We start from the raw sequence: 23,278 nt of genomic DNA on the forward strand, positions 1-23,278 counted from the left end.
TGGGAAGGCCGCTCACCCTATCGTGCCCGGCGGCGACGCGGCTCGGCCTGGGCCCCTGCCTCGTCCTCCTCGATGTCCAGCCGCTCTTGCGCCGGCCGCCATACGGCTTCCCAGCGTCCCGGCCGCCCGGCGCGGCAGCGCAGAAGCTCCAGCCGCCAGCGCGGATCGCCGAGGCCTGCGCTGCCGCCGCCGACCCGCCAGCACGTCGCAGCACCTGCCTCGCCTGCCTGCTGCCGCAGCAAGAGGCCGAGCCCGCCGCCCGCGCCGGCCGCCTGCTGCAGCCGGCGTAGGGCCATCGGCTCCACGGTGTCGAGGCAGAGCACCGCGCCGGCGATGCGCGGGTTGCCGAGCCCCTCCTCCATGGCCCAGAGCGCATCCTCCGGCCGCGCCGCCCGGACCAGCAGTAGGTCAGCCGGCGAAAGGCCGAAACGGCCGAGCCCGACCGGAAACCCGTCGGCCGCGATCCAGAGCAAGCTTCCGCCGCTCTCCGCCGCCGCCCGCGCCAGCAGCAGCGCACAGAACCCGGCCGCTGCCTCCGGCTCTTCCGTCAGCACCTCGTGCAGCGCCGCCCGCGGCAATCCGCCGCCGGGCAGCGCAGCATCGATGGCGGGGCAGAGCGAAAGGCTGCCGGTGACGCCCGCGTCCCGCATGCGGCGCGCCGCCAGCGCCGCGCGCAGGGCCGGACGGTCGAGCCAAGGCCGGGGTGCGTCGTCGGGGGGATGGGTCATATCGAGTTCGTCTTATGTTCCAGCAGCGGTAGGCCTGCGGTCAACCCTTATGCGCCCGGTGCGGCCCCGCAATGTCGCCAGGACCCCTTGAATCCAACCCCGGGCCGCGCGCAGATCATCCGAACGCCAGGAGACGAGACCGCATGAGCCCCACGCCGACCGCCCGAATCGTGGATGGCCTCGCCGGCGCCATCGGCAACACGCCCCTCATCCGCCTGCGCCGTGCCAGCGCGGCGACGGGCTGCGAGATCCTCGGCAAGGCGGAATTCATGCAGCCGGGCGGCAGCGTCAAGGACCGCGCCGGCCTCGGCATCATCGAGGACGCCGAGCGGCGCGACCAGCTCATCCCCGGCGAGCCGGGCATCGTGGTCGAGGGCACCGCCGGCAATACCGGGATCGGCCTGACGCTGGTCGCCAATGCGCGCGGCTACCGCTCCATCATCGTGGTGCCGGAGACGCAGGCGAAGGAGAAGCTCGACTTCCTCCGCATGATCGGCGCCGACCTCCGCCTGATCCCGCCGAAGCCCTACCGCGACCCCGGGCATTACGTGCACACCTCCCGCCGCATCGCCGAGGAGCTGGCGGCGGAGGGGAAGCGCGTGGTCTGGGCCAACCAGTTTGGCAACCTCGCCAATGCCGCGGCGCACGAGGAGACCACCGGCCCGGAGATCTGGGACCAGACCGGCGGCCGCATCGATGCCTTCACCTGCGCCTGCGGCACCGGCGGAACCCTGGCCGGCGTCGCCCGCGCGCTGAAGGCGCGGAAGCCGGAGATCCGCATCGTCCTCGCCGACCCGATGGGCAGCGGTCTCTACAGCTGGGTCAAGACCGGCGAGGTCAAGGCCGAGGGCAATTCGATCACCGAGGGCATAGGCCAGGCCTCCACCGTCCCCGGCAATCTGGAGCAGGGCCGGGCCTTCATCGACGATGCGGTGCAGGTCGCCGACCCGGTGGCGCTGGAGCAGGTCTACGACCTGCAGCTCCACGAGGGACTCTCGGTCGGCGGTTCCGCGGGCATCAATGTCGCGGCGGCGATTGCGGTGGCGCGGCAGATAGGGCCGGGTCACACCATCGTCACTATCCTCTGCGATGGCGGGTCGCGGTATCAAAGCAAGATCTTCAACCCGGCCTTCCTGCGCGATCGCGGCCTGGCCGTGCCTTCCTGGCTCGAATAGGGCGGACCATGGAACTCCTCGAACTCACCCGCACCATTCGCGCCCGTGATCCGGCCCGCCCGACCTGGATCGAAGCCTTCACCTGCTATGCCGGCCTTCACGCCGTGCTGATGCATCGCGTCGCGCACGGCCTGTACCGCACCGGCTTCCGTGCCCTGGCACGCGCCGTCTCCCACACCAGCCGCTTCGTCACCGGCATCGAGATTCATCCCGGCGCCACCATCGGCCGACGGCTCTTCATCGACCATGGCATGGGCGTCGTCATCGGCGAGACGGCGGAGATCGGCGACGACGTGCTGATCTATCACGGCGTCACGCTCGGCGGCCTTTCCGGCCAGCCCGGCAAGCGCCACCCGACCATCGGCAACGGCGTGGCGATCGGCGCCGGTGCGCAGGTGCTGGGACCCATCCGCATCGGCGACAATGCCCGCATCGGCGCCAATGCAGTGGTCGTCGCCGAGGTGCCCGCCGGCGAGACCGTGGTCGGCATCCCCGCCCGCCCGCCGCAGGAGCACCGCATCCTCCCGCCGCGCCGCGCGCCGAGCCCCGGCTACGGGCTGCTCGACGCCCCCTGCGACCCGGTGGGGGAGGAGCTGGCCGAGCTGCGCGCCGAGGTTGCCATGCTCCGCAACGAGATGGCCCTGCTGCGCGGGCAACAGCAGCAGGTGAACATGCCAGCCGCCGAATAGCGTCTGGAAGCAGGAGGGCGCCGACCCATCTGTTGGCCCGTTGTCAACATACGAAGGAGACAGGCATGGCCAGCATCCATCGCAGCGCCAGCGCGCATTGGCAGGGCAGCGGCAAGGAGGGCACCGGCAGCCTCACCACCCAGTCCGGCGTGCTGAAGAGCAGCCAGTACGGCTTCAAGACGCGCTTCGAGAACGGCCCCGGCACCAATCCGGAGGAGCTGATCGCCGCCGCCCATGCCGGCTGCTTCACCATGGCGCTCGCCTTCCAGCTCTCGGGCGCCGGGCATGAGGCGCAGGCGCTCGACACCTCGGCCAAGGTGTCACTCGAGCAGGAGGGCGCGGGCTGGAAGATTGCCGCCGTCGCGCTCACGCTGAAGGCAAAGGTCCCCGGCCTGTCACAGGAGGAGTTCCAGAAGCTCGCCGATGCCGCCAAGGCCGGCTGCCCGGTCTCCAAGGTGCTGAACGCCAGCATCACCCTCGACGCCACGCTCGAATCCTAGGCTACACTCCCCGCCGAAGAGCGGGGAGGCTCCCATGACCGAGACAGGCGCGCGCGCCCGGCGCAACATCATCGGCGATGCGCTGGGGCGCGCGGCGGCGCGCTTCCGCGACCGCGGGGCGCTCCGCTTCGCCGACCGCGCCTGGAGCTATGCCGCGCTCGACCAGGCCGCCTCCCGCATCGGCCGCTGCCTGCTGGCCTCGGGCCTGGCGCCGGGCGACCGCGTCGTCGTCTATGGCCGCAACTCGGACGCCTACTTGCTGCTCTGGCTCGGCTGCGCCCGGGCCGGCCTCGTGCATGTGCCGATCAACTTTGCGCTGACCGCGAAGGAGGTCGAATACGTCCTCCGCCAGTCCGGCGCCGCGCTGCTGCTGCACCAGCCGGCGCTCGCCGCGACGGCCGAGGCCGCCCGCGCCGCGGTGCCCGGCGTCCGCGGCGGCACCATTGATGCGGGGGAGGGGGCGCTCGACATCCTCGCCGCCGCGCTCGACCCGCAGTGGGATGCGGCCGAGCTGCTCGGCGAGGCGGTGCAGGACGAGGACCTCGTCCAAATCATGTACACCTCCGGCACCACCGGCGCGCCGAAGGGGGCGATGATGTCGCATCGCGGCCTGCTCGCCGAATATGCCAGCTGCATCATCGAGCTGGAGATGCAGCGGGACGACCGCTCCCTCGCCGCCCTGCCGCTCTATCACACGGCGCAGATGCATGCCTTCACCATGCCGCAGCTGCTCGCCGGCATCCCGACCCTGCTGATCGACGCGCCCGTCGCCGCTACCTGCCTCGAGCTGATCGAGCGGGAGCGCATCACCGCCTTCTTCGCCCCGCCTACGGTCTGGATCACCCTGCTGCAGCACCCGGATTTCGGCGCGCGGGACCTCGCCTGCCTGCGCAAAGTCTATTACGGCGCGAGCATCATGCCCGTGCCCGTGCTGCAGGAGCTGCGCGCCCGCCTGCCCGGCGCGCAGCCCTTCAACTGCTACGGCCAGACCGAGATCGCACCGCTGGCGACGGTGCTGCGGCCGGAGGAGCACGAAGCCCGGCCCGGCTCCATCGGACGACCCGTTCTCAATGTCGAGACCCGGGTCGTCGATGCGGAGATGCGCGACGTGGCACCCGGCGAGCGCGGCGAGGTGGTGCACCGCTCGCCGCAGCTCCTGCTCGGCTACTGGAACATGCCGGAGGAAACCGCCCGCGCCTTCGAGGGCGGCTGGTTCCACAGCGGCGACGTGGCGACCATTGACGCGGAGGGCTACCTCGCCATCGTCGACCGCACCAAGGACCTGATCAACACCGGCGGCGTGCTGGTGGCGAGCCGCGAGGTTGAGGAGGCGCTCTTCACCCACCCGGCGGTCGCCGAGGTCGCCGTCATCGCGGTGCCCGACCCGAAATGGATCGAGGCGGTCGCCGCCGTCGTCGTCCCGCGCGCCGACGCGCCCGCCGATATCGAGTCCGTCCTCCTCGCCCATGCGCGCGGCTTGCTCGCTCCCTACAAGCTGCCCAAGCGCATCATCATCGCCGAGTCGCTGCCGAAGAACACCGCGGGCAAGCTGCTGAAGCGCGAGCTGCGGCAGACCTTTGCCGGCACGGCGAGCGGCGCGCTCGGCGCAGGGTGACGCGCGCGCGGCGCCTCGCTATGGTCCGCCGGAGCGAAGGCCATACGGGACGGAGACCTCACGCATGACGCAGGCAAGGCGGACCGAGGCGCGGCTCGGCGGGCATATCCTGGCCGATGCGCTGGTGGCGCAGGGCGTCAGCCACGCCTTCTGCGTCCCCGGCGAGAGCTATCTTGACCTGCTCGACGGGCTCTATGCCCAGCGCAACCGCATCCAACTCGTCACCTGTCGCTTCGAGGCGGGCGCCGTCCATATGGCGGAGGCCTATGGCAAGCTCACCGGCAGGCCGGGCGTCGCCATCGTCACGCGCGGCCCGGGCGCCTGTCATGCGGCGATCGGCGTACATGTCGCCTTCCAGGACAGTACGCCGCTGGTGCTGCTGATCGGCCAGATCCCCTTCGAGGAAACCGATCGGGAGAGCTTCCAGGAGGTCGACTACCGCAAGATGTTCGCGCCCCTCGCCAAGTGGGTGACGCAGATCGACGATGCCGCGCGCATCCCGGAGCTGATGGCCCATGCCTTCGACGTCGCCACCTCCGGCCGCCCCGGCCCGGTGGTGGTGGCCATCTCCGAGGAGATGCAGAAGGAAATGGCCTCGGTGCCGGATATCGGCCCCGCCCATGTCGCGCCTGCACACCCCTCGCCGGCGGCGATGGAGCGGATGATGGCGATGCTGGCGCAGGCCAGGCGCCCGCTCGCCGTGCTCGGCGGCGGCGGCTGCTGGACCGAGGAAGGCCGCGCCGATATCCGCGACTTCCTCCGCGCCAATGACATCCCCGTCGCGGTCAGCTTCCGCCGCCAGGGCCTTTACGACAACACGCTGCCCAACTATGTCGGTGATCTCGGCGTCGGCGCCGACGCCACGCTGGTCGCCAAGGCGCGCGAGTGCGACCTCTTCCTCGCCATCGGCACCCGCATCGGCGAGACCGTCTCGCAGGGCTACACCCTCTTCGACATGGCGGGCGGCACGCCCATCGTTCATGCCTATCCCGACCAGTCGGAGATCGGCCGCGTTTATCGCCCCGTACTCGGCATCACCACCGACCTGAACGCCTTCGCCGCCGCCGCCCGCGCCTTGCCGCCCATCGCTAGCCCCGCCTGGTCCGGCTGGCGGGCGGAGCTGCGCGCCGCGCGCGAGGCGCAGGCCGCTCCCGGCGAGTACGAGGGCCCGCTCAACCTCGCCGTCGCGCTGCAGGCGCTGGAGAGGGCGCTGCCGCCCGACACCATCTTCACCACCGATGCCGGCAATTTCGCCACTTGGCCGACGCGCTTCATGCATGTCTCGGAGGGGCAGGACTTCCTCGGCCCGACCAATGGCGCGATGGGCTACAGCGTGCCGGCCGCGATCGGCGCCAAGATCGTCCATCCCGGGCGGACGGTGATCTCCTTCGTCGGCGATGGCGGCTTCCTGATGACGGGGCAGGAGATCGCCACCGCCTTCCACCATGCGGTCAACCCGGTCATCCTGGTCTTCAACAACCAGATGTACGGCACGATCCGCATGCATCAGGAGCGGCAGTACCCGGGCCGCGTCTCCGCCACGGCGCTCACCAATCCGGACTTCGCCAAATTCATCGAGAGCTTCGGCGGGCATGGCGAGATCGTCGAGGCGACGGAGGAGCTGGTACCCGCCGTGCAGCGGGCCATCGCCTCCGGCAAGCCGGCAGTGGTCGAGGTGCGGACCAACCCGGAGCAGGTGACCAACCGCTCGACCATCGCCCAGCTCCGCGAGCAGGCGCGCAAGGCGGCGGCGAAGGTGCCGGTCGCGCAGCCGGCCCGGGTGCCGGCACCGCGGCGCGTCGGGCCGCGGACGCGGTGAGAAGGTGGGACGCTACCGCCCCACCGCATAGCCCTGCATGCCGCGCGGATTGGCGCCGGCCAGGATCTGCCCATCCGCCTCGCGCCGCACGCCGGTGAGCCGCCCCTCGGACCATTCGCCGCCCATCTCGGCGGCGTGGCCGCGGGCCGTCAGCTCCTCCAGCACCGCGGGCGCATAGCGCCCCTCCAGCACCAGCTTTCCCGGCCGGGCGCCACGCGGCCAGAAGCTGCTGATCCAATGCTCGCTGTGGAAGCTCGGCAGGTCGATCGCCTGCTGGATGCCGAAGCCATGGTCGAGCATCCGCGCCAGCATGATCGGCTGCCACTGGTCCTGCTGCTCGCCGCCCGGCGTGCCGAAGCTCATCCACGGCTTGCCCTCGCGCAGGACAAGGCTCGGCGAGAGCGTCGTGCGCGGCCGCTTGCCGGACTTCAGCCCATTTGGCAGCGTCTCGTCGAGCCAGAACATCTGGCAGCGCGAGCCGAGGCAGAAGCCGAGGCCGGGGATCGCCGGCGAGCTCTGCAGCCAGCCGGCCGAGGGCGTCGCGCTGACGAAATTGCCCCATTGGTCGATCACGTCGATGTGGCAGGTGTCACCCCCCGAGGCGCCGAGGCGGGAGACGGTCGGCTCCCCCGTTCCCGCCGCCATGGTGAGCGCCCCGGCGCGCTGCACCGCCGCCGCATAATCCGTCCGCGGCGTCCTACCGTCCGGCGAGCCCGGCCGGAAGTCGTTGTTCGCCTCGCGCCCTATCAGCGCCTGGCGCGCCGCATTGTAGTCAGCCGAGAGCAGCGTCCCCATCGGCACATCGGTGAATTCTGGATCGCCGTAGAAGGCCTCGCGGTCGGCGAAGGCGAGCTTCATCGCCTCCGTCACCGTATGAACGAACTCCGCCCCGACCGGGTCCATCGCCGCCACGTCGAGCCCATCGAGCAGGGCGAGGGTCTGCAGCATCGCCGGCCCCTGGCTCCAGGGCCCGCATTTCAGCACCGTATGGCCGCGATACTGCCCGGCCAGCGGCTGCTCCACGCTCGCCCGCCAGCCCGCCATGTCCTGGCCGGTTAGCAGCGCATAATGCCGCCGGCCGGAGGTGTCGAGAGCGGCGAAGCTGCGGCCGAAGCGATCGATCGCCTCGGCGATGAAGCCGCCATACCAGATGTTCCGCGCCGCCTCGATCTGCCCTTCGCGGTCGCTGCTCGCCGCCTCCGCCTCGCGCACCACCCGCGAATAGGTCTCGGCTAGCTCCGGGTTGGTGTAGAGGCCGCCGGGCTCGATTCCCTTCAGCCAGAGCGCGGCCGAAGTCTTCCATTCCGTCTCGAAGAGCGGCCGCACCGTCTCGATCGTCGCGCAGATCCGCCCGACCACATGCGCCCCGCGCGCCGCATAGCCGATGGCATAGTCCAGCACGTCGCGCAGCCGCCAGGTGCCATGGTCCCGCAGCATCAGCGCCCAGGCGTCGAAGGCGCCCGGGATCGGCGCGCAGAGGAAGCCCGTGCCGGGGACGATATCGAGGCCGAGCTCGTCGCGCAGCCTGGCCACCGTCATCGCCGCCGGCGCCGGCCCCTGGCCGCAGATCACCTGCTGCGTACCGAGCCTGGCGCTGTGCAGGATGATCGGGCAGTCGCCCCCTGGCCCGTTGAGATGCGGCTCCACGATCTGCAGGGTGAAGCCCGCGGCGCAGGCGGCGTCGAAGGCATTGCCGCCCCGCTCCAGCACGGACATGCCGACCTGCGAGGCGATCCAATGCGTGGTGGCGACGGCCCCGAAGGTGCCGGCGATCTCGGGCCGCGTCGTGAACATGCTGTGGCGCTCTCCCTGGGGCGTTGCCTGACGGCGTTCGAGGGGGCAGAGAAGGCCCGATCGGTCTGGAAGGCAAGCATGCTGGTCGGTGTGGTCGGGCCCTCCGGGGCGGGGAAGGACACGCTGATGGAGGGCGCCCGCGCCGCCCTGGCCGGCGACCCGCGCTTCCACTTCGTCCGGCGCAGCATCACCCGCCCCGCCGAGGCCGGCGGCGAGGCGCACCGCCCGCTCACCCGCACTGAGTTCGAGGCCGAGCGCGCCGCCGGCCGCTTCGCCCTGTGGTGGGAGGCGCATGGGCTGCTCTACGGCATCCCGGCCGAGCTGCCGCCGGGAGTGGCGATCGCCAACCTCTCCCGCACCGTCCTCGCCGAGGCCGCGCGCCGCATGCCGCTGCTGGTGCTGGAGATCACCGCCCCGCCCGCGGTGCTGGCCGCCCGCCTCGCCGCCCGCGGCCGGGAGTGCGCGGCCGACATCGCCGCCCGCCTCGCCCGCGAGGCGCCGCTGCCGGCCGGTCTGGACGTGGTGCGGGTGATGAATGGCGGCCCGGTGGAGCAGGGCATCGCCAGGGTGGTGGCGGCGCTCCGCGCTATCCCCTGAGCTGCAGCCGCTCCGCGATCAGGAGAGGCGCGCCCGCCCTGGCCTGGGTGAAGAGCGTGATCGCCTCCACGCGCCGCCGCAGCCCCGGCGCCTCGCCGAGGAATTCCGTCACCGCCGGCCGCACCACCGCCATTTCCTCGGCTGAAAGGCGCCGACTGAGGGTAACGTGGAAGCGCCATTCCTCCATCACATAGGGGTAGCCGTAGCGCAGCAGCAGCGCCTCCTGCCGCGGGCTGAGCCCGGCCCGCCGCCGCTTCGCCAGCTCCGCCACGTCCGGCGGCGCGCGGCAGTGCTCCATCGCCTCGACGCAGGCATCGGCGAAGGGGCGGAGGGCAGGGCAGGGCGCCGTCTCCCGCAGCGCCAGGAACCCGTCCAGGTTCTCGACCGCGAGCGGCGGCAGATCGAAGGGCGCGACCCGCGCCGCCAGCCCTTCCGCCGCCGCCAGGGCCTCCGCCCAGCTCACCCGCAGCTTGAAGGGCGGCTTCAGCGTCGCGTGCAGGCCGTAGCGCCGCGCATCCTTCGTGACCTCGGCGATGTCGAGCCCGGGCAGGGAGGGCTGCGGCAGCGGTGCCCCCGTCTCTGCATCCCGCCCGAGCCAGGCGGAACCGAGCCGGTGCAGCGGATCATCCGCCTCCGGCGCCCAGTAGAGGGCGAGCCGCGCCTCCGGCGCCGGTGCCCCGATCACGCGACGCGCTCGCCCCCGCGCCAGACGGCGCGGACCATCGGCAACCCCTCCACCGCCCGCACCCGCACCAAGTCGGCGCGAAGCCCCGGCGCCAGCCGTCCGCGGTCCGCCAGCCGGGCCATCCGCGCCGGCCCCTCGGTGATGCTGGCGATGGCTCGGGGCAGGGAGATGCCGGTGCTGGCCGCCGCGATCCAGGCCGCCTCCACCATCGCCGCCGGCACATAGTCGCTCGCCAGCGCATCGACGGCGCCGGCGCGGATCAGGTCGGCCGCCGCGACATTGCCCGAATGGCTGCCGCCGCGGACGATGTTCGGAGCGCCCGCGACCACCGTCACGCCGAGGCCGCGGGCGGCGCGGGCCGCCTCCATCGTCACCGGGAATTCGCTGATCCGGATGCCGTCATCGGCATTGCGCGCCATCTCCGCCACGTCGTCATCGTCATGGCTGGCGAGAGGCAGGTCGCGGTGGGCCATGCGGTCCAGCAGCCAGCGGCGCTGCGGCTCGCGCAGCCGGGCCCGGCGCTCCAGCAGCTCATCGATCCGCGCATCCACCTCGGCATCGCTCATCTGCTTCTGCCGCTGGCGCATGGCGCGGTAGCGCGGGATGTCGCGGTACTGGCCGACGCCCGGCGAATGGTCCATCAGGCTCACCATGGCGACGAGCGGGTGGTCGGCGACGCTCTCCACCGCCGGCACCATGTCGGTCGCCGGCAGCTCGCAGCGGAGGTGCAGCAGGTGCTCCGCCTTCAGCAGCCCGGTCGGCACCAGCGCGCCGAGGTCGGCGACGCCCTCGTAGAAGGTCTGCACCCGCCCCGGATCGAAGCCGAGATCGCCGAGGCAGAGCGCGTCGAAGACGGTGGTGACGCCCGCCGCCGCGCATTGCGCATCATGGGCGAGCAGAGCGGAGCGGCTTGGCCAGCGCGCATTGGCCCGCGGCTGCACCTGGCGCTCGAGATTGTCGGTATGGAGGTCCACCACGCCGGGGATGATGTGGTCGCCCTCGCAGTCCACCGCCCCGGCGAGGCTGCTGCGCCCGGGCTGGACCTCGATGATCAGGCCGCCGCGCAGGCGGATCGTCCCCGGCACGACGTCGTCAGGCAGGACGAGCAGGGCATTGGAGAGGATGGTCTCGGACATCAGGCGGCAACCGGCATGGGCTGGACCTCGAAGAGGCGGTCCGCGACCTGGTCGCGCACCTCGGTGTCGTGGAAGATGCCGATGAGGGCGGTGCCCGCGGCCTTGGCGGCGCGGATCAGCCCGACGACCACCGCGCGGTTGGCGGCATCGAGGCTTGCCGTCGGCTCGTCGAGCAGCAGCACCGGATAGCCGGGGGCGAAGCCGCGCGCGAGGTTCACCCGCTGCTGCTCGCCGCCGGAGAAGGTCGCCGGCGGCAGCCCGTGCAGCCGCGCCGGCAGGTTGAGCCGCCCCAGCAACGCGGCGGCCCTTGCCCGCGCCTCCTCACGCGCCAGACCGCGCGCCACCAGCGGCTCGGCCACGATGTCGAGCGTCGGCACGCGGGGGATCACGCGGAGGAACTGGCTGACATAGCCGAGCGTCTCCTGCCGCACCTCCCGCACCAGCCGCGCATCGGCGGCCGCCAGATCGACATCCGCGCCGCGATGGCGAATCAGGATGCGCCCCGCCCCGGCGCCGTAATTCCCGTAGAGCAGCCGCATCAGCGTGGACTTCCCGGCCCCGGACGGCCCCGCCAGCGCCACGCATTCCCCTGGCGCCACGCCAAGCTCGACCTTCTCCAGCACCGGGATGCACGTCCCGCCCTGGAGATGCAGCGTGAAGGACTTCGCCAACCCCTCGGTGCGGATCGCCGGGCTCATGCCGCCAGCACCGAGGCGACGAGGAGCTGGGTGTACTCATGCTGCGGGTCGTCCAGCACCCGGTCGGTCAGCCCCTGCTCCACCACCTGGCCCTGCCGCATGACCAGCAGCCGGTGCGCCAGCAGCCGCGCCGCGGCGATGTCATGCGTCACGATCACCACGGCGAGGCCGAGATCGGCGACCAGCGCCCGGATCATGTCGAGCAGCTTCGCCTGCACGGAGACGTCGAGGCCCCCCGTCGGCTCGTCCATGAAGACCAGCCGCGGCCGCGTCACCAGCGTCCGGGCGATCTGCAGCCGCTGCTGCATGCCGCCCGAGAAGAGTTCCGGCATGCCGTCGATCCGCTCGGGGTCGATCTCCACGCGCCGCAGCCACTCCGCCGCCTCGGCACGGATGCTGCCATAGTGACGGGCACCGACCGCCATGAGGCGCTCGCCGATATTGCCGCCGGCCGAGACGCGCATGCGGAGCCCGTCGCGTGGATTCTGGTGGACGAAGCCCCAATCCGTGCGATGCAGCCGCCGCAGCGCCGCCTCGCCCATTCCATGGACGGCATGCACGCCGCCCTCCGGGTCGCGGTAGCGCACCACCCCGGACTCCGGCCGCATCATCCCCGAGAGCACGCGCAGCAGCGTCGTCTTACCCGAGCCGCTCTCGCCGACGATGGCGACGACCTCGCCGGGAAACACCTCGAGCGAGACGTCATCCAGCGCCGGCACCGCGCCGAAGCGGAGCGAGAGCTCCTCGGCCTCCAGCAGCGCGCTCATTCCGCCGCCTCCCGCCGCGCCTGCCGCGTGTTGCAGTAGTCGGTGTCGGAGCAGACGAACATCCGCCCGCCCTTGTCGTCCACGACGACCTCGTCGAGATAGCTCTCCTGGCTGCCGCAGAGCGTGCAGGGGGCATCGGCGCGCACCGGTCGGAAAGGATGATCCTCGAAATCGAGGCTCTTCACCGAGGTGTAGGGCGGCACCGCATAGATCCGCTTCTCCCGCCCGGCGCCGAAGAGCTGCAGGGCCGGCATCCGGTCCATCTTCGGGTTGTCGAAGGCGGGGATGGGCGAAGGCGACATGAGGTAGCGCCCGCCGACCAGCACCGGGTAGTTGTAGCTGATCGCCACATGGCCATGCCGGGCGATGTCCTCGTAGAGCTTCACATGCATGAGCCCGTAATCGGCCAGCGCATGCATGCGCTTGGTCTCGGCGACGCGCGGCTCCAGCCGGAAGAGCGGCTCCGGCATCGGCACCTGGTAGACGAGGATCTGCCCCTCGCGCAGCGGCGTCTCCGGGATGCGGTGCCGCGTCTGGATGATCGTCGCCTCGCCGGTCCGCTCCGTCGTCTCCACCCCCGCCACCTTGGCGAAGAAGCGCCGGATGGACACGGCGTTGGTGGTGTCGTCGGCGCCCTGGTCGATCACCTTCAGCCGGTCGCCCACGCCGATGACGCTGGCGGTGACGGCGATGCCGCCCGTGCCCCAGCCATAGGGCAGCGGCATCTCCCGCGCGCCGAAGGGCACCTGGTGCCCGGGGATCGCCACCGCCTTCAGCAGGGCGCGCCGGATCATCCGCTTGGTGTTCTCGTCCAGGTAGCCGAAATTGTAGCCGAGCGCGGTCATTCGCCTGACGCCTCCCGCCGCAGCAGCCGGATCTTCTCCAGCTCGCTCTGGAAATCGACGTAATGCGGCAGCTTGAGGTGCTCGACGAAGCCCGTCGCCTCGACGTTGTCGCAGTGATAGAGCACGAATTCCTGATCCTGCGCCGGCGCCTCCACCGGCTCGCCGAGCTCGGTGGCGCGCAGCGCCCTGTCGACCAGCGCCATCGCCATGGCCTTCCGCTCGCCATGGCCGAAGACGAGGCCGTAGCCGCGGGTGAATTGCGGCGGCTCCGTCTTCGAGCCGGCGAACTGGTTCACCATCTGGCACTCGGTGACGGTGATCTCGCCGAGCTCGATCGGGAAGCCGAGCTCCGGCGGCTCGAACTCGACCGTGACCGCCCCCATCCGGATCTCGCCGACGAAGGGATGCGCATTGCCGTAGCCGCGCTGCGTCGAATAGCCGAGCGAGAGCAGGAAGCCCTCGTCGCCCCGCGCCAGCGCCTGCAGCCTGAGCGGCCGCTCGGCGGGGAAGTCGAGCGGCTCCCGCGTCAGGTCGCGCGGCTCCGCCTCGGAAGGCGGCTCCGCCGCCATCAGCCCCTCCTGCGCCAGGAGCCCGGTGACCCGAGGCGCAAGTGCCTCATCGGCCGGAGCCTCGGGCGCTGGCTCCGGCACGCCGCCCTCGGCGGCCAGGGCGAAATCCAGCAGGCGGTGCGTGTAGTCGAAGGTCGGCCCCAGCACCTGCCCGCCCGGCAGCTCCTTGTAGGTGGCGCTGATCCGCCGCCGGATGCGCATCCGGCCGGTCTCGACCGGCAGGCTCGCGCCGAAACGGGGCAGGGTGGTGCGATAGGCGCGCAGCAGGAAGGCCGCCTCGATCAGGTCCCCCCGCGCCTGCTTCACCGCAAGCGCGGCCAGCCCGCGATCGTGGCAAGCCCCCTCTGCCATTACCCGGTCGACGGCGAGGCCGAGCTGCGCCTCGATCTGGGCCAGGCCCAGCTCCGGCAGCGCCGGATCGCCGCGCCTTTCCTCAGCGAGCCAGGCATGCGCAGCCTCGATCGCCCGCTCGCCGCCTTTGACCGCCACATAGGCCATCAGCCGGTCTCCTCGATGCGCGTGGTGCGGGGCAGCGCCGTCAGCCTGTCCCCGGCGCAGAGCACCAGGTCGACGCCGCGGGGGAACCGCGCGCCGTTCGCCGCCCAGGCGGCGAGGAAGCCGCTCGCCAGCCCCGCGACCCGCAGGCGGTGGTCCGTCTCGATCCCCGGCCCGGTGAGCCGCCAGCCCCGGCCCTCCTCCAGCGCCGCCACCTGCAGGACGAGCGTCGCCGAGCGATGCGGCTCCTCCTCCGAGCCCGGCTCCAGCGTCGCTAGCTCCGGCGTTCCGGCCGTGGCCAGCAGGAAGCCGGCCGCCCCTGGCTCCGCCACCAGCGGGCAGCCGGCATGGAAGCGGACCCACTCCTCCGCCGCCGGCCCGGCATCGGTCCAGACCGGCGTTTCGGCATCCGCCAGCGTCAGCAGCACGGCCGCCGCAGCCGGGGCGAGCGGCGCCGGCGCCTCCGGCAGCCCCGCCAGGCGCTGCACCCGTCCGGGCCTTGCCATCGCCTCCAGCAGTGCCCGGAAGCAGGCCTGCGCCTCGGGCATTGGTTCGGCGAAGCCGGGGGTCAGGCCGCTCATCGCATCGTCGCCATGGTGAAGAACTCCACCCGCGTCGCCGCCGCCTTCGCCGCCTCGCGCGCGGCGCGGGCCGATTGCGCCTCGGCCAGCGGCTCGATCACCGCCGCCAGCAGCGCCGGCCGCCGTGACGGGTCCTGCAGGGCGGCATCCAGCACCGCCGCCAGCTCAGCCTGCCGCGCATCCCGGCCGGCGACATAGGCATGGCCGACGGTGCCATCCGCCAGCCGCACGCTGCACCGCGTCACCGTCACCTCGCCGAGATTGAAGGGCGCCCCATCGCCGCCCTGGCGGCCGCGGGCCATCACCAGGCCCGTCTCCGGCCCACGCAGCCTTGCATGGCGGGGAAGGGCAGGGGCCTCTGCCAGACGGGCTGCGATGGCATCGGCATCGGCCCGGGCCAGCACCCCCATCCAGCGGCGGCGCGCTTCCTGGGCATTCCTTGCATCTTCGGACATGACATCAACCGTAAAGTCTAGACATTCAGACGTCCAGCCATCTAGGATGCCTGTAACATTACATGCCAGGCAGGGCCCATGGTTGAAACTTCCATGAACATGACCGCCACCCTGGCCCGTGGCCAGGGCGTCGCCCTTTGGCGCCAGATCGCCGGCACCATGGAGCGGGAGATCGCCAGCGGCAGCCTCGCTCCGGGCGCCCGCCTGCCGACCGAGGCGGAGCTCTCCGCCCGCTTCGCCGTCAACCGCCACACGGTGCGCCGCGCCATGGAGGAGCTGGAGGGCCGCGGCCTCGTCCGGATTGAGCAGGGCCGCGGCAGCTTCGTCGCCGAGGACGTGCTGGACTACCCGGTCGGCCCGCGCACCCGCTTCTCCGAGACCATCCGCCGGCAGAACCGCGAGCCGCAGGGCCGGATGCTTCGCATCGAGGAAGTGCCCGCCGAGGCGCATATCGCCGAGCAGCTCCGCCTGCGCCGCGGTCGGCCCGTGATCCTCGCCGAGCGGCTCAGCCTGGTCGACGGACGGCCCATCGCCATAGGCACCCATTGGTTCTCCACGGCGCGCTTCCCCAGCATCGCCGCGCTGCTGGCCGAGGAGGCCTCCATCACCCAGGTCCTCACGCGCCTCGGCGTGCCCGATTTCCGCCGCCAGGCCACCCGCATCATCGCCCGCATGCCGACGCCGGAGGAGGCCACGCTGCTCGAGCAGTCCCGCACCCGCCCGGTGCTGGTGACGGAGGCGGTGAATGTCGACCCCCAGGGCCAGCCCGTCGAGGTCAGCTCCGGCTGCTACGCCTCCGGCCGGGTGCAGATCGTCGCGGAGAGCTGATGTGACGGGCTGGCACATCACCGGCGGCGAGGTGCTGCGCGACGGCGCCCTCGCCGCCGGCGACCTTGCCCTGGCGGGGCGGGCGGTTGCCGCTGCCCCGTCCCCCGGCGCCCGCCGCCTCGACGCCAGCGGCCTCCTCGTCCTGCCTGGCCTCGTCGACATCCATGGCGATGCCCACGAACGCGCCCTGCAGCCCCGGCCCGGCATCGGCTTCGCGCCTGCCCTCGCCCTCCGCGACACGGCCGCACAGCTGCTCGCCTCCGGCATCACCACGGCCTTCCTCGGCGTGACCCTCTCCTGGGAGCCCGGCCTCCGGTCGCTCGCCATGTGGCGCGCGCTGATGGCGGCGCTGGACGAGGTCCGCCCGCTGCCGCTCGACCTCCGCATCCACTGCCGCTTCGAGGCCGACAACATCGATGCGCTGGACGACGCGCTTGCCGACATGGCCGCTGGCCGCATCCACCTGCTCGGCTTCAACGACCATACCCCGGCCATCCTGAAGAAGCTCGGCAACGCCAAGGAACTGGCGAAATACGCCGGCCGCGCCGGCCTGTCGCCCGATGAATTCGGCCGAATGATCGAGCGCATCGCGGGCCGCCGCCCCGAGATCCGGGCCACCCGCGCCCGCCTCGCCGCAGCGGCGGCCGCGGCGGGCATCCCCATGCTCAGCCATGACGACGCGACGCTCGAGGACCGCGCCCTCTACCGCAGCCTCGGCGCCCGCTTCTGCGAATTCCCCATGGCCGAAGCCGTCGCCGCCGATGCCCGTGCCCATGGCGAGGCGGTGGTGATGGGCGCGCCCAATGTGGTGCGCGGCGGCAGCCATCTCGGCTGGGCCAGCGCCGCGCCGCTCGCCGAGCGGGGCCTGGTGACCATCCTCGCCAGCGACTACCACTGGCCCGCGCTACTGGAGGCGCCCTTCGCCATGGCCCGGCGCGGCAGGCTGAGCCTTGCCGAGGCCTGGTCGCTGGTCTCCGCCAACCCGGCCGCCGCGGCCGGCCTGGCCGACCGCGGCGCGCTCCGCCCGGGCATGCGCGGCGACGTGATCGTCGTCGATCCGCAGGCGCCGCGCGTGCTGGCCTGCTTCGTCGCCGGCGAGGCAGCCCTCCTCACCGGCGACGCCGTCGCGCGCCTGCAGGCCCCGCTCAGGCCGTGATGCTCTTCCAGTCCACGCCGCTCTCGAAGGCTGCGGCCGCGCGGTAGATCGTCCCCTCTTCGTACATCTTGCCGACCAGCATCAGGCCGACCGGCAACCCGTCCGCCAGGCCGCAGGGCACCGACATCGCCGGGTGATGCGTGCAATCGAAGGGCGACGTGTTCGGCAGCACCTCGAAGGCCCGCTGGATGATCTCGGAGGTCGGCGCATCCGGCGTCGGCAGCGGCGTTGCCGTCATGGGGAGGGTCGGCATCGCCAGCAGGTCGTACTGCGAGAGCACCGAGTCATAGGCGGCCCGCAGGCGGCGCACCAGGTTCTGCGCCTTGGCGTAGTAGTGCCCGCGATGCCGCGTCACCATGTAATGCCCGAGCAGCATGGTGTTCTTCAGCGTCTCCGACAGCTCATCCGCCCGCCCGCGCCAGTTGCTGTGCGCATCGAGCAGCGAGTTGACGTAGAGCCCCTGCCAGTTGAAGCCGAATCCGTTGCCATGCATCATCTGCACGGTCGCACCCTCGGCCGCGACCGGCAGCCAGATCGCCGCCCCCAGCCGGTGCATCGGCAGCGAGACCGTCTCGACCGTCGCACCCAATCCGCGCAGCCGCTCCGCCGCCTCGCGCACCAGCGCGTCGTTCTTCTCCTGCGACTGCGGATGGGCGAAGCCTTCCTCGATCAGCGCGATCTTCATCCCCGCCACGCCGCCCCGCATCAGGTCGCGATAGGCCGGCACCGGCGCCGTGCTGTACTGCCGGGGGTCGAGCCCGTCAGGCCCCGCCAGCACCTCCAGCAGGAGCGCATTGTCCTCGACCGTCGCTGTCATCGGCCCGGTATGGTCGATGGTCAGCTCGATCGGCATGATCCCGGTATAGGGCACCAGCCCATGCGTCGGCTTCATGCCATAGATGCCGCAGAAGGCCGCCGGCATGCGGATCGACCCGCCCTGGTCGCCGCCGAGCGCCATCGGCACCTCGCCCGCCGCTACCACCGCCGCGCTGCCTGAGGAGGAGCCGCCCGCCGAATAGCCCATGCGGTGCGGGTTGTGGACGGGTGCCGGCGCGCTGGTATGGCTGCCGCCGGAGAAGCAGAAATACTCGCAGACCGTCTTGCCGGTGATGGTGCCGCCCGCCTCCAGGATCCGCGTGGCGACCGTCGCATCCACATCCGGCACATAGCCCTCGAGCGTCGAGGCGCCGTTCATCATCGGCACGCCGGCAAGGCAGATATTGTCCTTCAACGCGACGGTCTTGCCCTTGAGCTTGCCGGAGGCGGCGCCCTCCACCCTGGTCTTCACATACCAAGCGCCGTAGGGGTTCTCCTCGGCGCTCGGGCGCCGGCCCGGGGCGCGCGGGAAGGTCACCTCCGGGATCTCGTCCGGCATCTGGTCGACAAGGTTGTAGGCGGCGAAGCTGCCCTCCAGCGCCGCCCGATGCTGCTTCATCTCATCGGCAGTAAAGGTCATGCCTAGCTCGTCCGCGACCTTGTGCCATTCCTCGATGCCCGGCAGCCTCAGCGTTCCCAGCGGCATGGTCGTCCTCCTCCGTTCTTAGGTCAGGCGCTCGTGCCCACGAATTCCTGCACCAGGGCAGGGTCGCCGAGCGCAGTCGGCGGGAGCTCCCGCGTGATGCGGCCGCGCTGGATCAGCAGGATGCGGTCCGCAAGGGCCTGGATGAAGTCGAGATTTTGCTCGACCAGCAGCACGGACAGCCCGCGCCGCCGCAGCGCGTGGATGCGCTCGACGATGGCTGCGTTGATGGAGGGCTGGATGCCCTCGGTCGGCTCATCGAGCAGCAGCAACCGCGGCCGCCCACAGAGCGCCCGCGCGAGCGCCAGCAGCTGCTGCTCGCCGCCCGAGAGCGCGCCGCCCGGCCGGTCCAGCAGCCGCCGCAGTTCGGGGAATTCCTCCAGCACTTCCTCGACCACCTCGCCGCCGCGGCCGCCCTTGGCGGCAACGGCGAAGCGCAGGTTGTCGAGCACCGAGAGTGCCGGGAAGATCTGCCGTCCCTGCGGTACGTAGCCGAGGCCGCGCCGCGCCCGTTCATGCGGCGGCAGGCGCTGGATCTCCTCGCCATCGAGCAGGATCCGCCCGCCCTTGCAGGGCAGCAGCCCCATGATGATGCGCAGCAGCGTCGTCTTGCCCATCCCGTTATGGCCGAGGATGCCGACGCAGCTTCCCGCCTCGACGCCGAGCGAGGTGCCGTGCAACACGCCGATGCGCCCATAGCCGGCCACGAGGTCCTCGACCGCCATCATGCCGGCACCGCCATCCGCGCCTCCGGCGGCCGCCCTAGATAGACGTCATGGACCCGCGGGTCGGCCAGCACCCGCTCCGCGCAATCCTCGACGAGGATGCGCCCCTGGTGAAACACGGTGATGCCGCTGGCGATCGCCCGGATGAATTGCATGTCGTGCTCGACGACGATCACGGCATGGTCGCGGTTCATCTCGCGGATCAGCCCCGCCGTCCCTGCCGTCTCCTCCGCGCTCATCCCCGCCGTCGGCTCGTCGAGGATGATGAGGTCCGGCTCCGGCGCCACCACCGTCGCCAGCTCGACCAGCTGCCGCTGCCCATGCGCCAGCAGCCCGACCTGCGCCCCAGCGAGCGCCCCGATCCCGAGCCGTTCCAGCGCCGCCATCCCACGTCGCCGCGCTTCCCGCTCCCCATGCTTGCGCCGCACCGCGAGCGTCACGCCCTCGAGCGCCGTCAGCCCGTCGAAGAGCGAGGGCACCTGCGTCTTGATACCGATGCCAAGCCGCGCGATGGCATGCGGCTCGAGACCGGTGATGTCCCGCCCGCGCCACAGGATGCGCCCCGCGCTCGGCCGGTACTGCCCTGTGAGGCAGCGGAAGAAGGTGCTCTTGCCTGCCCCGTTCGGCCCGATCAGGCAGCGCAACTCCCGCTCCGCCACGGCAAGGCTGACATCGTCGACGGCGACGACGCCGCCGAAGCGCATGGTGAGCCCCTCCGTCGCCAGCAAGGCGGTCATGGCGCCCGCCGCCGCAGCAGCGAGGCCAGCGTCGGCTGCAGCCCCCGCGGAACGACCAGCACCGCCAGCACGAGCACCAGGCCGAGGATGAGGTTCGGGTTGACCTCCGGCAGCGTTCCCGCCCAGGAGGTCAGCGCCTGCAGAAGCATCGCGCCCAGGACCGGCCCGAGCAGCGTCCCCACACCCCCAACCATCACCCAGATGATCACCTGTCCTGAATAGGCCAGCGAGAACATCGTCGGGCTGACGAATACGCTGTTGGCGAAGAGCATCCCCGCAAGCCCGGCCATCAGCCCGCCGATCGAGAAGATCGCCAGCTTGTAGAGCCGCACGTCGTAGCCGAGCAGCGCCGCCCGCAACTCGTTCTCGCGGATAGCGACGACAACGCGCCCGAAATGGCTCCTGAGGATCAGCTTGCAGGCCGCGTAGCAGCCGCCGAGGCAGGCCACCGCGACGGCGAAGATCTGTTCCGGCGCCAGCGCCGTCCCCGGATCGCCCGGCATGTTGAGCGGCGGCGTCGCGGGAATGCCGTTGAACCCGCCCAGCGGCGCCGCGCCGATCCGCCACTCCTCGCCCGCCGTCGAGTTGATGAAGTTGAACAGGATCAGCGTCACCGTCAGGGTGATGACGCCCATATAGACGTCGCTGACCTTGCCGTAGAACATCACGTAGCCAAGCGCCGCCGCCGCCAGCATGGGCACGCCGAGCGCGATCGGGATCGCATAGGTTGTATCCGTCAGGTTGAGCGCCGCCACCGCATAGGCATAGCCGCCCAGCCCGAAGAAGGCCGCCTGGCCGAAGCAGAGGATGCCGCCGAAGCCCCAGACCAGCGCGAGGCTCAAGGCCAGCAGCGCCATGGCGACATAAACGGTCGCGTTGATGATGGCGAAAAGCTCCAGCACCTGCGGCAGCCACCAGGCGGCAAAGGCGGCCGCCAGCAGCGCCAGCGCAGCCTGGAGGAGGGCGCGGCGATCTTCCATCACAGCGAGCGTCGGAAGAAGCGCCCGGTGATGCCTTGCGGCAGCAGTCGGAGCAGCAGGATGGCGACGGCGAGCATCAGCACCTCGCCCAGCACCGGCGTCGTGGCGAAGGTGCCGAGCGTGTTGACGCTGCCGAGCAGGCCGGCCGCCGAGCTCGTCCCCGCCAGCATGGACGCGCCGCCGGTGATGACGGTGATGAAGCTCCGCGCGATATAGGCCGTGCCCATCGTCGGCACCACGCCCGACATCGGCGCGATCAGCGCCCCAGCGAGCCCCGAGACCGCCGCGCCGGCCGCGAAGGAGAGTGCATAGACCCGCTCCGTCGGCACGCCGAGCGCCGCCGCCATTCCGGCATTCTGCATCGTCCCCCGCGCGATCAGCCCGGCCGGCGTGAAGCGCAGCACCGCCCAGACCGCGGCGAGCAGCACCAATGTTGCCGCAATCAGGAACAGGCTATAGCCCGAGGTGCTGTAGGCGCCGATCTGCACGCTGCCGAGCGGCGCCGAGAACCCGGCGACCGTATTGCCGAAGATCATGGTGACGGCGCCGACCAGCGCCAGCGATAGCCCCCATGTCGCCAGCATCGTATCCACCATCCTCCCATAAAGCCGCCGGATCACCAGCCGCTCGACGACCACGCCAAGCAGCCCGACGCAGAGCGGCGCCACCACCAGCATCGCCACCCAAAGGTTGACCCCGGCCCCCACGGCGAGGATCGCGCTATAGGCGCCGAGCATCAGGAACTCGCCATGCGCCAGGTTGATCACCCGCATCATGCCGAAGACGATGGCGAGGCCGAGGCTGATGAGCAGCAGCGTGGCGATGCCGCTCAGCGCCTGGATGCCGGTGGCGAGCGCCAGGTCCATCGCTAGATCCTGACGTCCACCACGACCTGGCGATTGGCGTTCGGCTCCTTCTGGAGGTCGCAGACCGATTGCGTGTCGGAGGGCGGCGAGTTGGGGAAATGCTGCAGCACGTTGAAGCCGCGGTTCTTTACCTCCGCCACATAGACATCGAGCGTGACGTGGTTGGTCTTCGGGTCGAGCGTCGTCCGGCCCGGCGGCCCGTCGACGCTGATGCCGGAGCCCAGCGCCTCGATCACCTTCATCCGGTCGATGGTGCCGGCCTTCTTCACGCCCTCGGCCCAGAGCCGCATGCCGATATAGCTACGCATGGCAAGCTCCGCGCCGAGATAGGGCGTGCCAGTGCCGAGCTTCGCGCGGAACTTCTCGAGGAAGGCCTTGTTGGCCGGGTTGTCGACTTCCTGGAAGTAGGAGAAGGCGCAGACGATGCCGTCGCCCTCCTCGGGCGAGAGCAGCAGGCTCTCATTCCCGCCGCCGAAGGTGGTGGAGGCCATGGGGATGCGGCTCTTCATCCCCGCCGCGGCCCATTGCCGGTAGAAGGAGACATGCGCGCCGCCGACGAGCGCGGAGACGACCATGTCCGGCTTCGCCGCCTGGATCTTCTGGATCGCCGGGCCGAAATTGGTGACGTCAAGCGGGAAGAAGTCGACCCCCACCGCATCCCCGCCGCCCTCGCGGAAGAATTTGGTCACCCATTTGCTGGTGATCTGGCCGTAATTGTAGTCGGCCGCGACGATGTAGACCTTCTTGCCCCATTTCTGCATGACGTGCGGCACGAGCCTTTGCACGTTCTGCGCCGGCGTCGAGCCCGTGCAGAAGCAGTTGCGGTCGCAGACCCCGCCCTCATATTGCGTGTTGTAGAAGTAGAGCGTGTTGTAGCGCTTCAGCACCGGGCGGATCGCCTCGCGCGAGGCCGAGGTTATGCCGGCATGCACGACCGCGGCCTTGTCCCGCGTCGCCGCCTGGGTGGCGAACTGCGTGTAGAGCTGGATGTTCGACTGCGGGTCGTAATTGATCACCTGCACCGGCCGCCCGAGCAGGCCCCCCGCCGCATTGATCTCATCCGCCGCGAAGTCGATACAGGCGATCATCGGCTTGCCGTAGATGTCGAGCCCGCCCGAGGCGTCATGGATGCTGACGACCTTGATCGGGTCGGCGCCGAGCGCGGCCTGACGGAAGACGAGCGGCGCCGCGAGCCCCCCGGCCGCGGCGATGAGGGTCCTGCGCTTCATCCCTTATGTCTCCCTGGTCCCGTGTCAAAGGTAGCGCTTGGCGAGCAGCATATGCACGCCCTTGTTGCCGTCGACCGTCTGCGTCACCCG

General features: G+C 71.2%; 24 protein-coding genes. 8 read left to right on the forward strand and 16 right to left on the reverse strand.

Annotated elements, in window-relative coordinates:
* Window positions 1-17: 17 nt before the first annotated feature.
* Window positions 18-728: an ImuA family protein gene (locus AC5JJ1_RS06090; RefSeq protein WP_495784213.1), complete on the reverse strand. Its 711-nt coding sequence runs from the start codon at window positions 726-728 to the stop codon at window positions 18-20.
* Window positions 729-871: 143 nt separating this feature from the next.
* On the opposite strand from AC5JJ1_RS06090, the gene AC5JJ1_RS06095 reads away from it, so the two are divergent.
* The 5 genes from AC5JJ1_RS06095 to AC5JJ1_RS06115 all read left to right on the forward strand — a co-directional run bounded on the left by AC5JJ1_RS06095 (window position 872) and on the right by AC5JJ1_RS06115 (window position 6,526).
* A complete protein-coding gene (locus AC5JJ1_RS06095) occupies window positions 872-1,903 on the forward strand; it encodes a cysteine synthase A (RefSeq protein WP_495784214.1) in 1,032 nt (343 codons plus the stop codon).
* A gap of 8 nt (window positions 1,904-1,911) precedes the next feature.
* Window positions 1,912-2,592, forward strand: coding sequence for a serine O-acetyltransferase (gene cysE, locus AC5JJ1_RS06100; RefSeq protein WP_495784215.1), 681 nt, complete (start codon window positions 1,912-1,914; stop codon window positions 2,590-2,592).
* Window positions 2,593-2,657: 65 nt separating this feature from the next.
* Window positions 2,658-3,092, forward strand: coding sequence for an OsmC family protein (locus AC5JJ1_RS06105; RefSeq protein ID WP_495784216.1), 435 nt, complete (start codon window positions 2,658-2,660; stop codon window positions 3,090-3,092).
* A 34-nt stretch (window positions 3,093-3,126) separates the two neighbouring features.
* Complete coding sequence (locus tag AC5JJ1_RS06110; RefSeq protein WP_495784217.1) at window positions 3,127-4,707, forward strand: fatty acyl-CoA synthetase; 1,581 nt, start codon at window positions 3,127-3,129, stop codon at window positions 4,705-4,707.
* Window positions 4,708-4,771: 64 nt separating this feature from the next.
* Window positions 4,772-6,526, forward strand: a complete 1,755-nt coding sequence (locus tag AC5JJ1_RS06115; RefSeq protein ID WP_495784218.1) for a thiamine pyrophosphate-dependent enzyme — start codon at window positions 4,772-4,774, stop codon at window positions 6,524-6,526.
* Window positions 6,527-6,538: 12 nt separating this feature from the next.
* Here the strand turns inward: AC5JJ1_RS06115 and AC5JJ1_RS06120 are convergent, their stop codons facing one another.
* Complete coding sequence (locus tag AC5JJ1_RS06120; RefSeq protein WP_495784219.1) at window positions 6,539-8,320, reverse strand: gamma-glutamyltransferase family protein; 1,782 nt, start codon at window positions 8,318-8,320, stop codon at window positions 6,539-6,541.
* A 78-nt stretch (window positions 8,321-8,398) separates the two neighbouring features.
* On the opposite strand from AC5JJ1_RS06120, the gene phnN reads away from it, so the two are divergent.
* Entirely contained in the window at window positions 8,399-8,917 is a 519-nt protein-coding gene (gene phnN / locus AC5JJ1_RS06125) for a phosphonate metabolism protein/1,5-bisphosphokinase (PRPP-forming) PhnN (RefSeq protein WP_495784220.1), read from the forward strand.
* Here the strand turns inward: phnN and AC5JJ1_RS06130 are convergent.
* The 8 genes from AC5JJ1_RS06130 to phnG are packed head-to-tail and all read right to left on the reverse strand — an operon-like array spanning window position 8,907 to window position 15,148.
* Window positions 8,907-9,602 (reverse strand): DUF1045 domain-containing protein, encoded by a 696-nt coding sequence (locus tag AC5JJ1_RS06130; protein WP_495784221.1) that lies wholly within the window; start codon window positions 9,600-9,602, stop codon window positions 8,907-8,909. The two genes, phnN and AC5JJ1_RS06130, sit on opposite strands and share 11 nt — an antisense overlap.
* A complete protein-coding gene (locus AC5JJ1_RS06135) occupies window positions 9,599-10,738 on the reverse strand; it encodes an alpha-D-ribose 1-methylphosphonate 5-triphosphate diphosphatase (RefSeq protein WP_495784222.1) in 1,140 nt (379 codons plus the stop codon). The genes AC5JJ1_RS06130 and AC5JJ1_RS06135 overlap by 4 nt, the downstream gene beginning before the upstream one ends.
* Entirely contained in the window at window positions 10,738-11,436 is a 699-nt protein-coding gene (phnL, locus tag AC5JJ1_RS06140) for a phosphonate C-P lyase system protein PhnL (protein WP_495784223.1), read from the reverse strand. Before phnL ends, AC5JJ1_RS06135 begins: the two co-directional genes overlap by 1 nt.
* Entirely contained in the window at window positions 11,433-12,203 is a 771-nt protein-coding gene (gene phnK / locus AC5JJ1_RS06145; protein ID WP_495784224.1) for a phosphonate C-P lyase system protein PhnK, read from the reverse strand. The genes phnL and phnK overlap by 4 nt, the downstream gene beginning before the upstream one ends.
* Window positions 12,200-13,048, reverse strand: coding sequence for an alpha-D-ribose 1-methylphosphonate 5-phosphate C-P-lyase PhnJ (locus AC5JJ1_RS06150; protein ID WP_495784225.1), 849 nt, complete (start codon window positions 13,046-13,048; stop codon window positions 12,200-12,202). Before AC5JJ1_RS06150 ends, phnK begins: the two co-directional genes overlap by 4 nt.
* Window positions 13,045-14,115, reverse strand: coding sequence for a carbon-phosphorus lyase complex subunit (locus AC5JJ1_RS06155; protein ID WP_495784226.1), 1,071 nt, complete (start codon window positions 14,113-14,115; stop codon window positions 13,045-13,047). The genes AC5JJ1_RS06150 and AC5JJ1_RS06155 overlap by 4 nt, the downstream gene beginning before the upstream one ends.
* Window positions 14,115-14,693 (reverse strand): phosphonate C-P lyase system protein PhnH, encoded by a 579-nt coding sequence (phnH, locus tag AC5JJ1_RS06160; RefSeq protein ID WP_495784227.1) that lies wholly within the window; start codon window positions 14,691-14,693, stop codon window positions 14,115-14,117. Before phnH ends, AC5JJ1_RS06155 begins: the two co-directional genes overlap by 1 nt.
* Complete coding sequence (gene phnG / locus AC5JJ1_RS06165) at window positions 14,690-15,148, reverse strand: phosphonate C-P lyase system protein PhnG (RefSeq protein WP_495784228.1); 459 nt, start codon at window positions 15,146-15,148, stop codon at window positions 14,690-14,692. Before phnG ends, phnH begins: the two co-directional genes overlap by 4 nt.
* A gap of 93 nt (window positions 15,149-15,241) precedes the next feature.
* Here phnG and phnF point away from each other — a divergent pair, with 93 nt between their 5' ends.
* Window positions 15,242-15,976, forward strand: coding sequence for a phosphonate metabolism transcriptional regulator PhnF (phnF, locus tag AC5JJ1_RS06170; RefSeq protein WP_495784229.1), 735 nt, complete (start codon window positions 15,242-15,244; stop codon window positions 15,974-15,976).
* A gap of 1 nt (window position 15,977) precedes the next feature.
* Window positions 15,978-17,132: an alpha-D-ribose 1-methylphosphonate 5-triphosphate diphosphatase gene (locus tag AC5JJ1_RS06175; RefSeq protein WP_495784230.1), complete on the forward strand. Its 1,155-nt coding sequence runs from the start codon at window positions 15,978-15,980 to the stop codon at window positions 17,130-17,132.
* On the opposite strand, the gene AC5JJ1_RS06180 is transcribed toward AC5JJ1_RS06175, so the two are convergent.
* From AC5JJ1_RS06180 to AC5JJ1_RS06205, 6 genes are read right to left on the reverse strand one after another with little or no spacing between them, the layout of a single operon-like run.
* Window positions 17,122-18,654: an amidase gene (locus AC5JJ1_RS06180; protein WP_495784231.1), complete on the reverse strand. Its 1,533-nt coding sequence runs from the start codon at window positions 18,652-18,654 to the stop codon at window positions 17,122-17,124. The two genes, AC5JJ1_RS06175 and AC5JJ1_RS06180, sit on opposite strands and share 11 nt — an antisense overlap.
* A gap of 23 nt (window positions 18,655-18,677) precedes the next feature.
* Window positions 18,678-19,379, reverse strand: coding sequence for an ABC transporter ATP-binding protein (locus AC5JJ1_RS06185; RefSeq protein WP_495784232.1), 702 nt, complete (start codon window positions 19,377-19,379; stop codon window positions 18,678-18,680).
* Window positions 19,376-20,113 (reverse strand): ABC transporter ATP-binding protein, encoded by a 738-nt coding sequence (locus tag AC5JJ1_RS06190; protein WP_495784233.1) that lies wholly within the window; start codon window positions 20,111-20,113, stop codon window positions 19,376-19,378. Before AC5JJ1_RS06190 ends, AC5JJ1_RS06185 begins: the two co-directional genes overlap by 4 nt.
* The gene (locus AC5JJ1_RS06195) at window positions 20,110-21,093 is read right to left on the reverse strand and encodes a branched-chain amino acid ABC transporter permease (RefSeq protein ID WP_495784234.1); all 984 of its coding nucleotides are present in this window, start codon (window positions 21,091-21,093) and stop codon (window positions 20,110-20,112) included. Before AC5JJ1_RS06195 ends, AC5JJ1_RS06190 begins: the two co-directional genes overlap by 4 nt.
* Window positions 21,093-21,959: a branched-chain amino acid ABC transporter permease gene (locus AC5JJ1_RS06200; protein ID WP_495784235.1), complete on the reverse strand. Its 867-nt coding sequence runs from the start codon at window positions 21,957-21,959 to the stop codon at window positions 21,093-21,095. Before AC5JJ1_RS06200 ends, AC5JJ1_RS06195 begins: the two co-directional genes overlap by 1 nt.
* Window positions 21,960-21,961: 2 nt before the next feature.
* Window positions 21,962-23,188 carry an urea ABC transporter substrate-binding protein gene (locus tag AC5JJ1_RS06205; RefSeq protein ID WP_495784236.1) on the reverse strand — a complete coding sequence of 409 codons (1,227 nt, stop codon included), beginning with the start codon at window positions 23,186-23,188 and terminating at the stop codon, window positions 21,962-21,964.
* Between the last annotated feature and the right edge of the window lie 90 nt (window positions 23,189-23,278).

The organism is Belnapia sp. (assembly GCF_059504005.1).

Coding starts and splice junctions, on each gene's coding strand:
- AC5JJ1_RS06090 (WP_495784213.1), bottom strand. CDS start 728: ATGACCCATCCCCCCGACGACGCACCCCGGCCTTGGCTCGACCGTCCG.
- AC5JJ1_RS06095 (WP_495784214.1), top strand. CDS start 872: ATGAGCCCCACGCCGACCGCCCGAATCGTGGATGGCCTCGCCGGCGCC.
- cysE (WP_495784215.1), top strand. CDS start 1,912: ATGGAACTCCTCGAACTCACCCGCACCATTCGCGCCCGTGATCCGGCC.
- AC5JJ1_RS06105 (WP_495784216.1), top strand. CDS start 2,658: ATGGCCAGCATCCATCGCAGCGCCAGCGCGCATTGGCAGGGCAGCGGC.
- AC5JJ1_RS06110 (WP_495784217.1), top strand. CDS start 3,127: ATGACCGAGACAGGCGCGCGCGCCCGGCGCAACATCATCGGCGATGCG.
- AC5JJ1_RS06115 (WP_495784218.1), top strand. CDS start 4,772: ATGACGCAGGCAAGGCGGACCGAGGCGCGGCTCGGCGGGCATATCCTG.
- AC5JJ1_RS06120 (WP_495784219.1), bottom strand. CDS start 8,320: ATGTTCACGACGCGGCCCGAGATCGCCGGCACCTTCGGGGCCGTCGCC.
- phnN (WP_495784220.1), top strand. CDS start 8,399: ATGCTGGTCGGTGTGGTCGGGCCCTCCGGGGCGGGGAAGGACACGCTG.
- AC5JJ1_RS06135 (WP_495784222.1), bottom strand. CDS start 10,738: ATGTCCGAGACCATCCTCTCCAATGCCCTGCTCGTCCTGCCTGACGAC.
- phnL (WP_495784223.1), bottom strand. CDS start 11,436: ATGAGCCCGGCGATCCGCACCGAGGGGTTGGCGAAGTCCTTCACGCTG.
- phnK (WP_495784224.1), bottom strand. CDS start 12,203: ATGAGCGCGCTGCTGGAGGCCGAGGAGCTCTCGCTCCGCTTCGGCGCG.
- AC5JJ1_RS06150 (WP_495784225.1), bottom strand. CDS start 13,048: ATGACCGCGCTCGGCTACAATTTCGGCTACCTGGACGAGAACACCAAG.
- AC5JJ1_RS06155 (WP_495784226.1), bottom strand. CDS start 14,115: ATGGCCTATGTGGCGGTCAAAGGCGGCGAGCGGGCGATCGAGGCTGCG.
- phnH (WP_495784227.1), bottom strand. CDS start 14,693: ATGAGCGGCCTGACCCCCGGCTTCGCCGAACCAATGCCCGAGGCGCAG.
- phnG (WP_495784228.1), bottom strand. CDS start 15,148: ATGTCCGAAGATGCAAGGAATGCCCAGGAAGCGCGCCGCCGCTGGATG.
- phnF (WP_495784229.1), top strand. CDS start 15,242: ATGAACATGACCGCCACCCTGGCCCGTGGCCAGGGCGTCGCCCTTTGG.
- AC5JJ1_RS06180 (WP_495784231.1), bottom strand. CDS start 18,654: ATGCCGCTGGGAACGCTGAGGCTGCCGGGCATCGAGGAATGGCACAAG.
- AC5JJ1_RS06185 (WP_495784232.1), bottom strand. CDS start 19,379: ATGATGGCGGTCGAGGACCTCGTGGCCGGCTATGGGCGCATCGGCGTG.
- AC5JJ1_RS06190 (WP_495784233.1), bottom strand. CDS start 20,113: ATGACCGCCTTGCTGGCGACGGAGGGGCTCACCATGCGCTTCGGCGGC.
- AC5JJ1_RS06195 (WP_495784234.1), bottom strand. CDS start 21,093: ATGGAAGATCGCCGCGCCCTCCTCCAGGCTGCGCTGGCGCTGCTGGCG.
- AC5JJ1_RS06200 (WP_495784235.1), bottom strand. CDS start 21,959: ATGGACCTGGCGCTCGCCACCGGCATCCAGGCGCTGAGCGGCATCGCC.
- AC5JJ1_RS06205 (WP_495784236.1), bottom strand. CDS start 23,188: ATGAAGCGCAGGACCCTCATCGCCGCGGCCGGGGGGCTCGCGGCGCCG.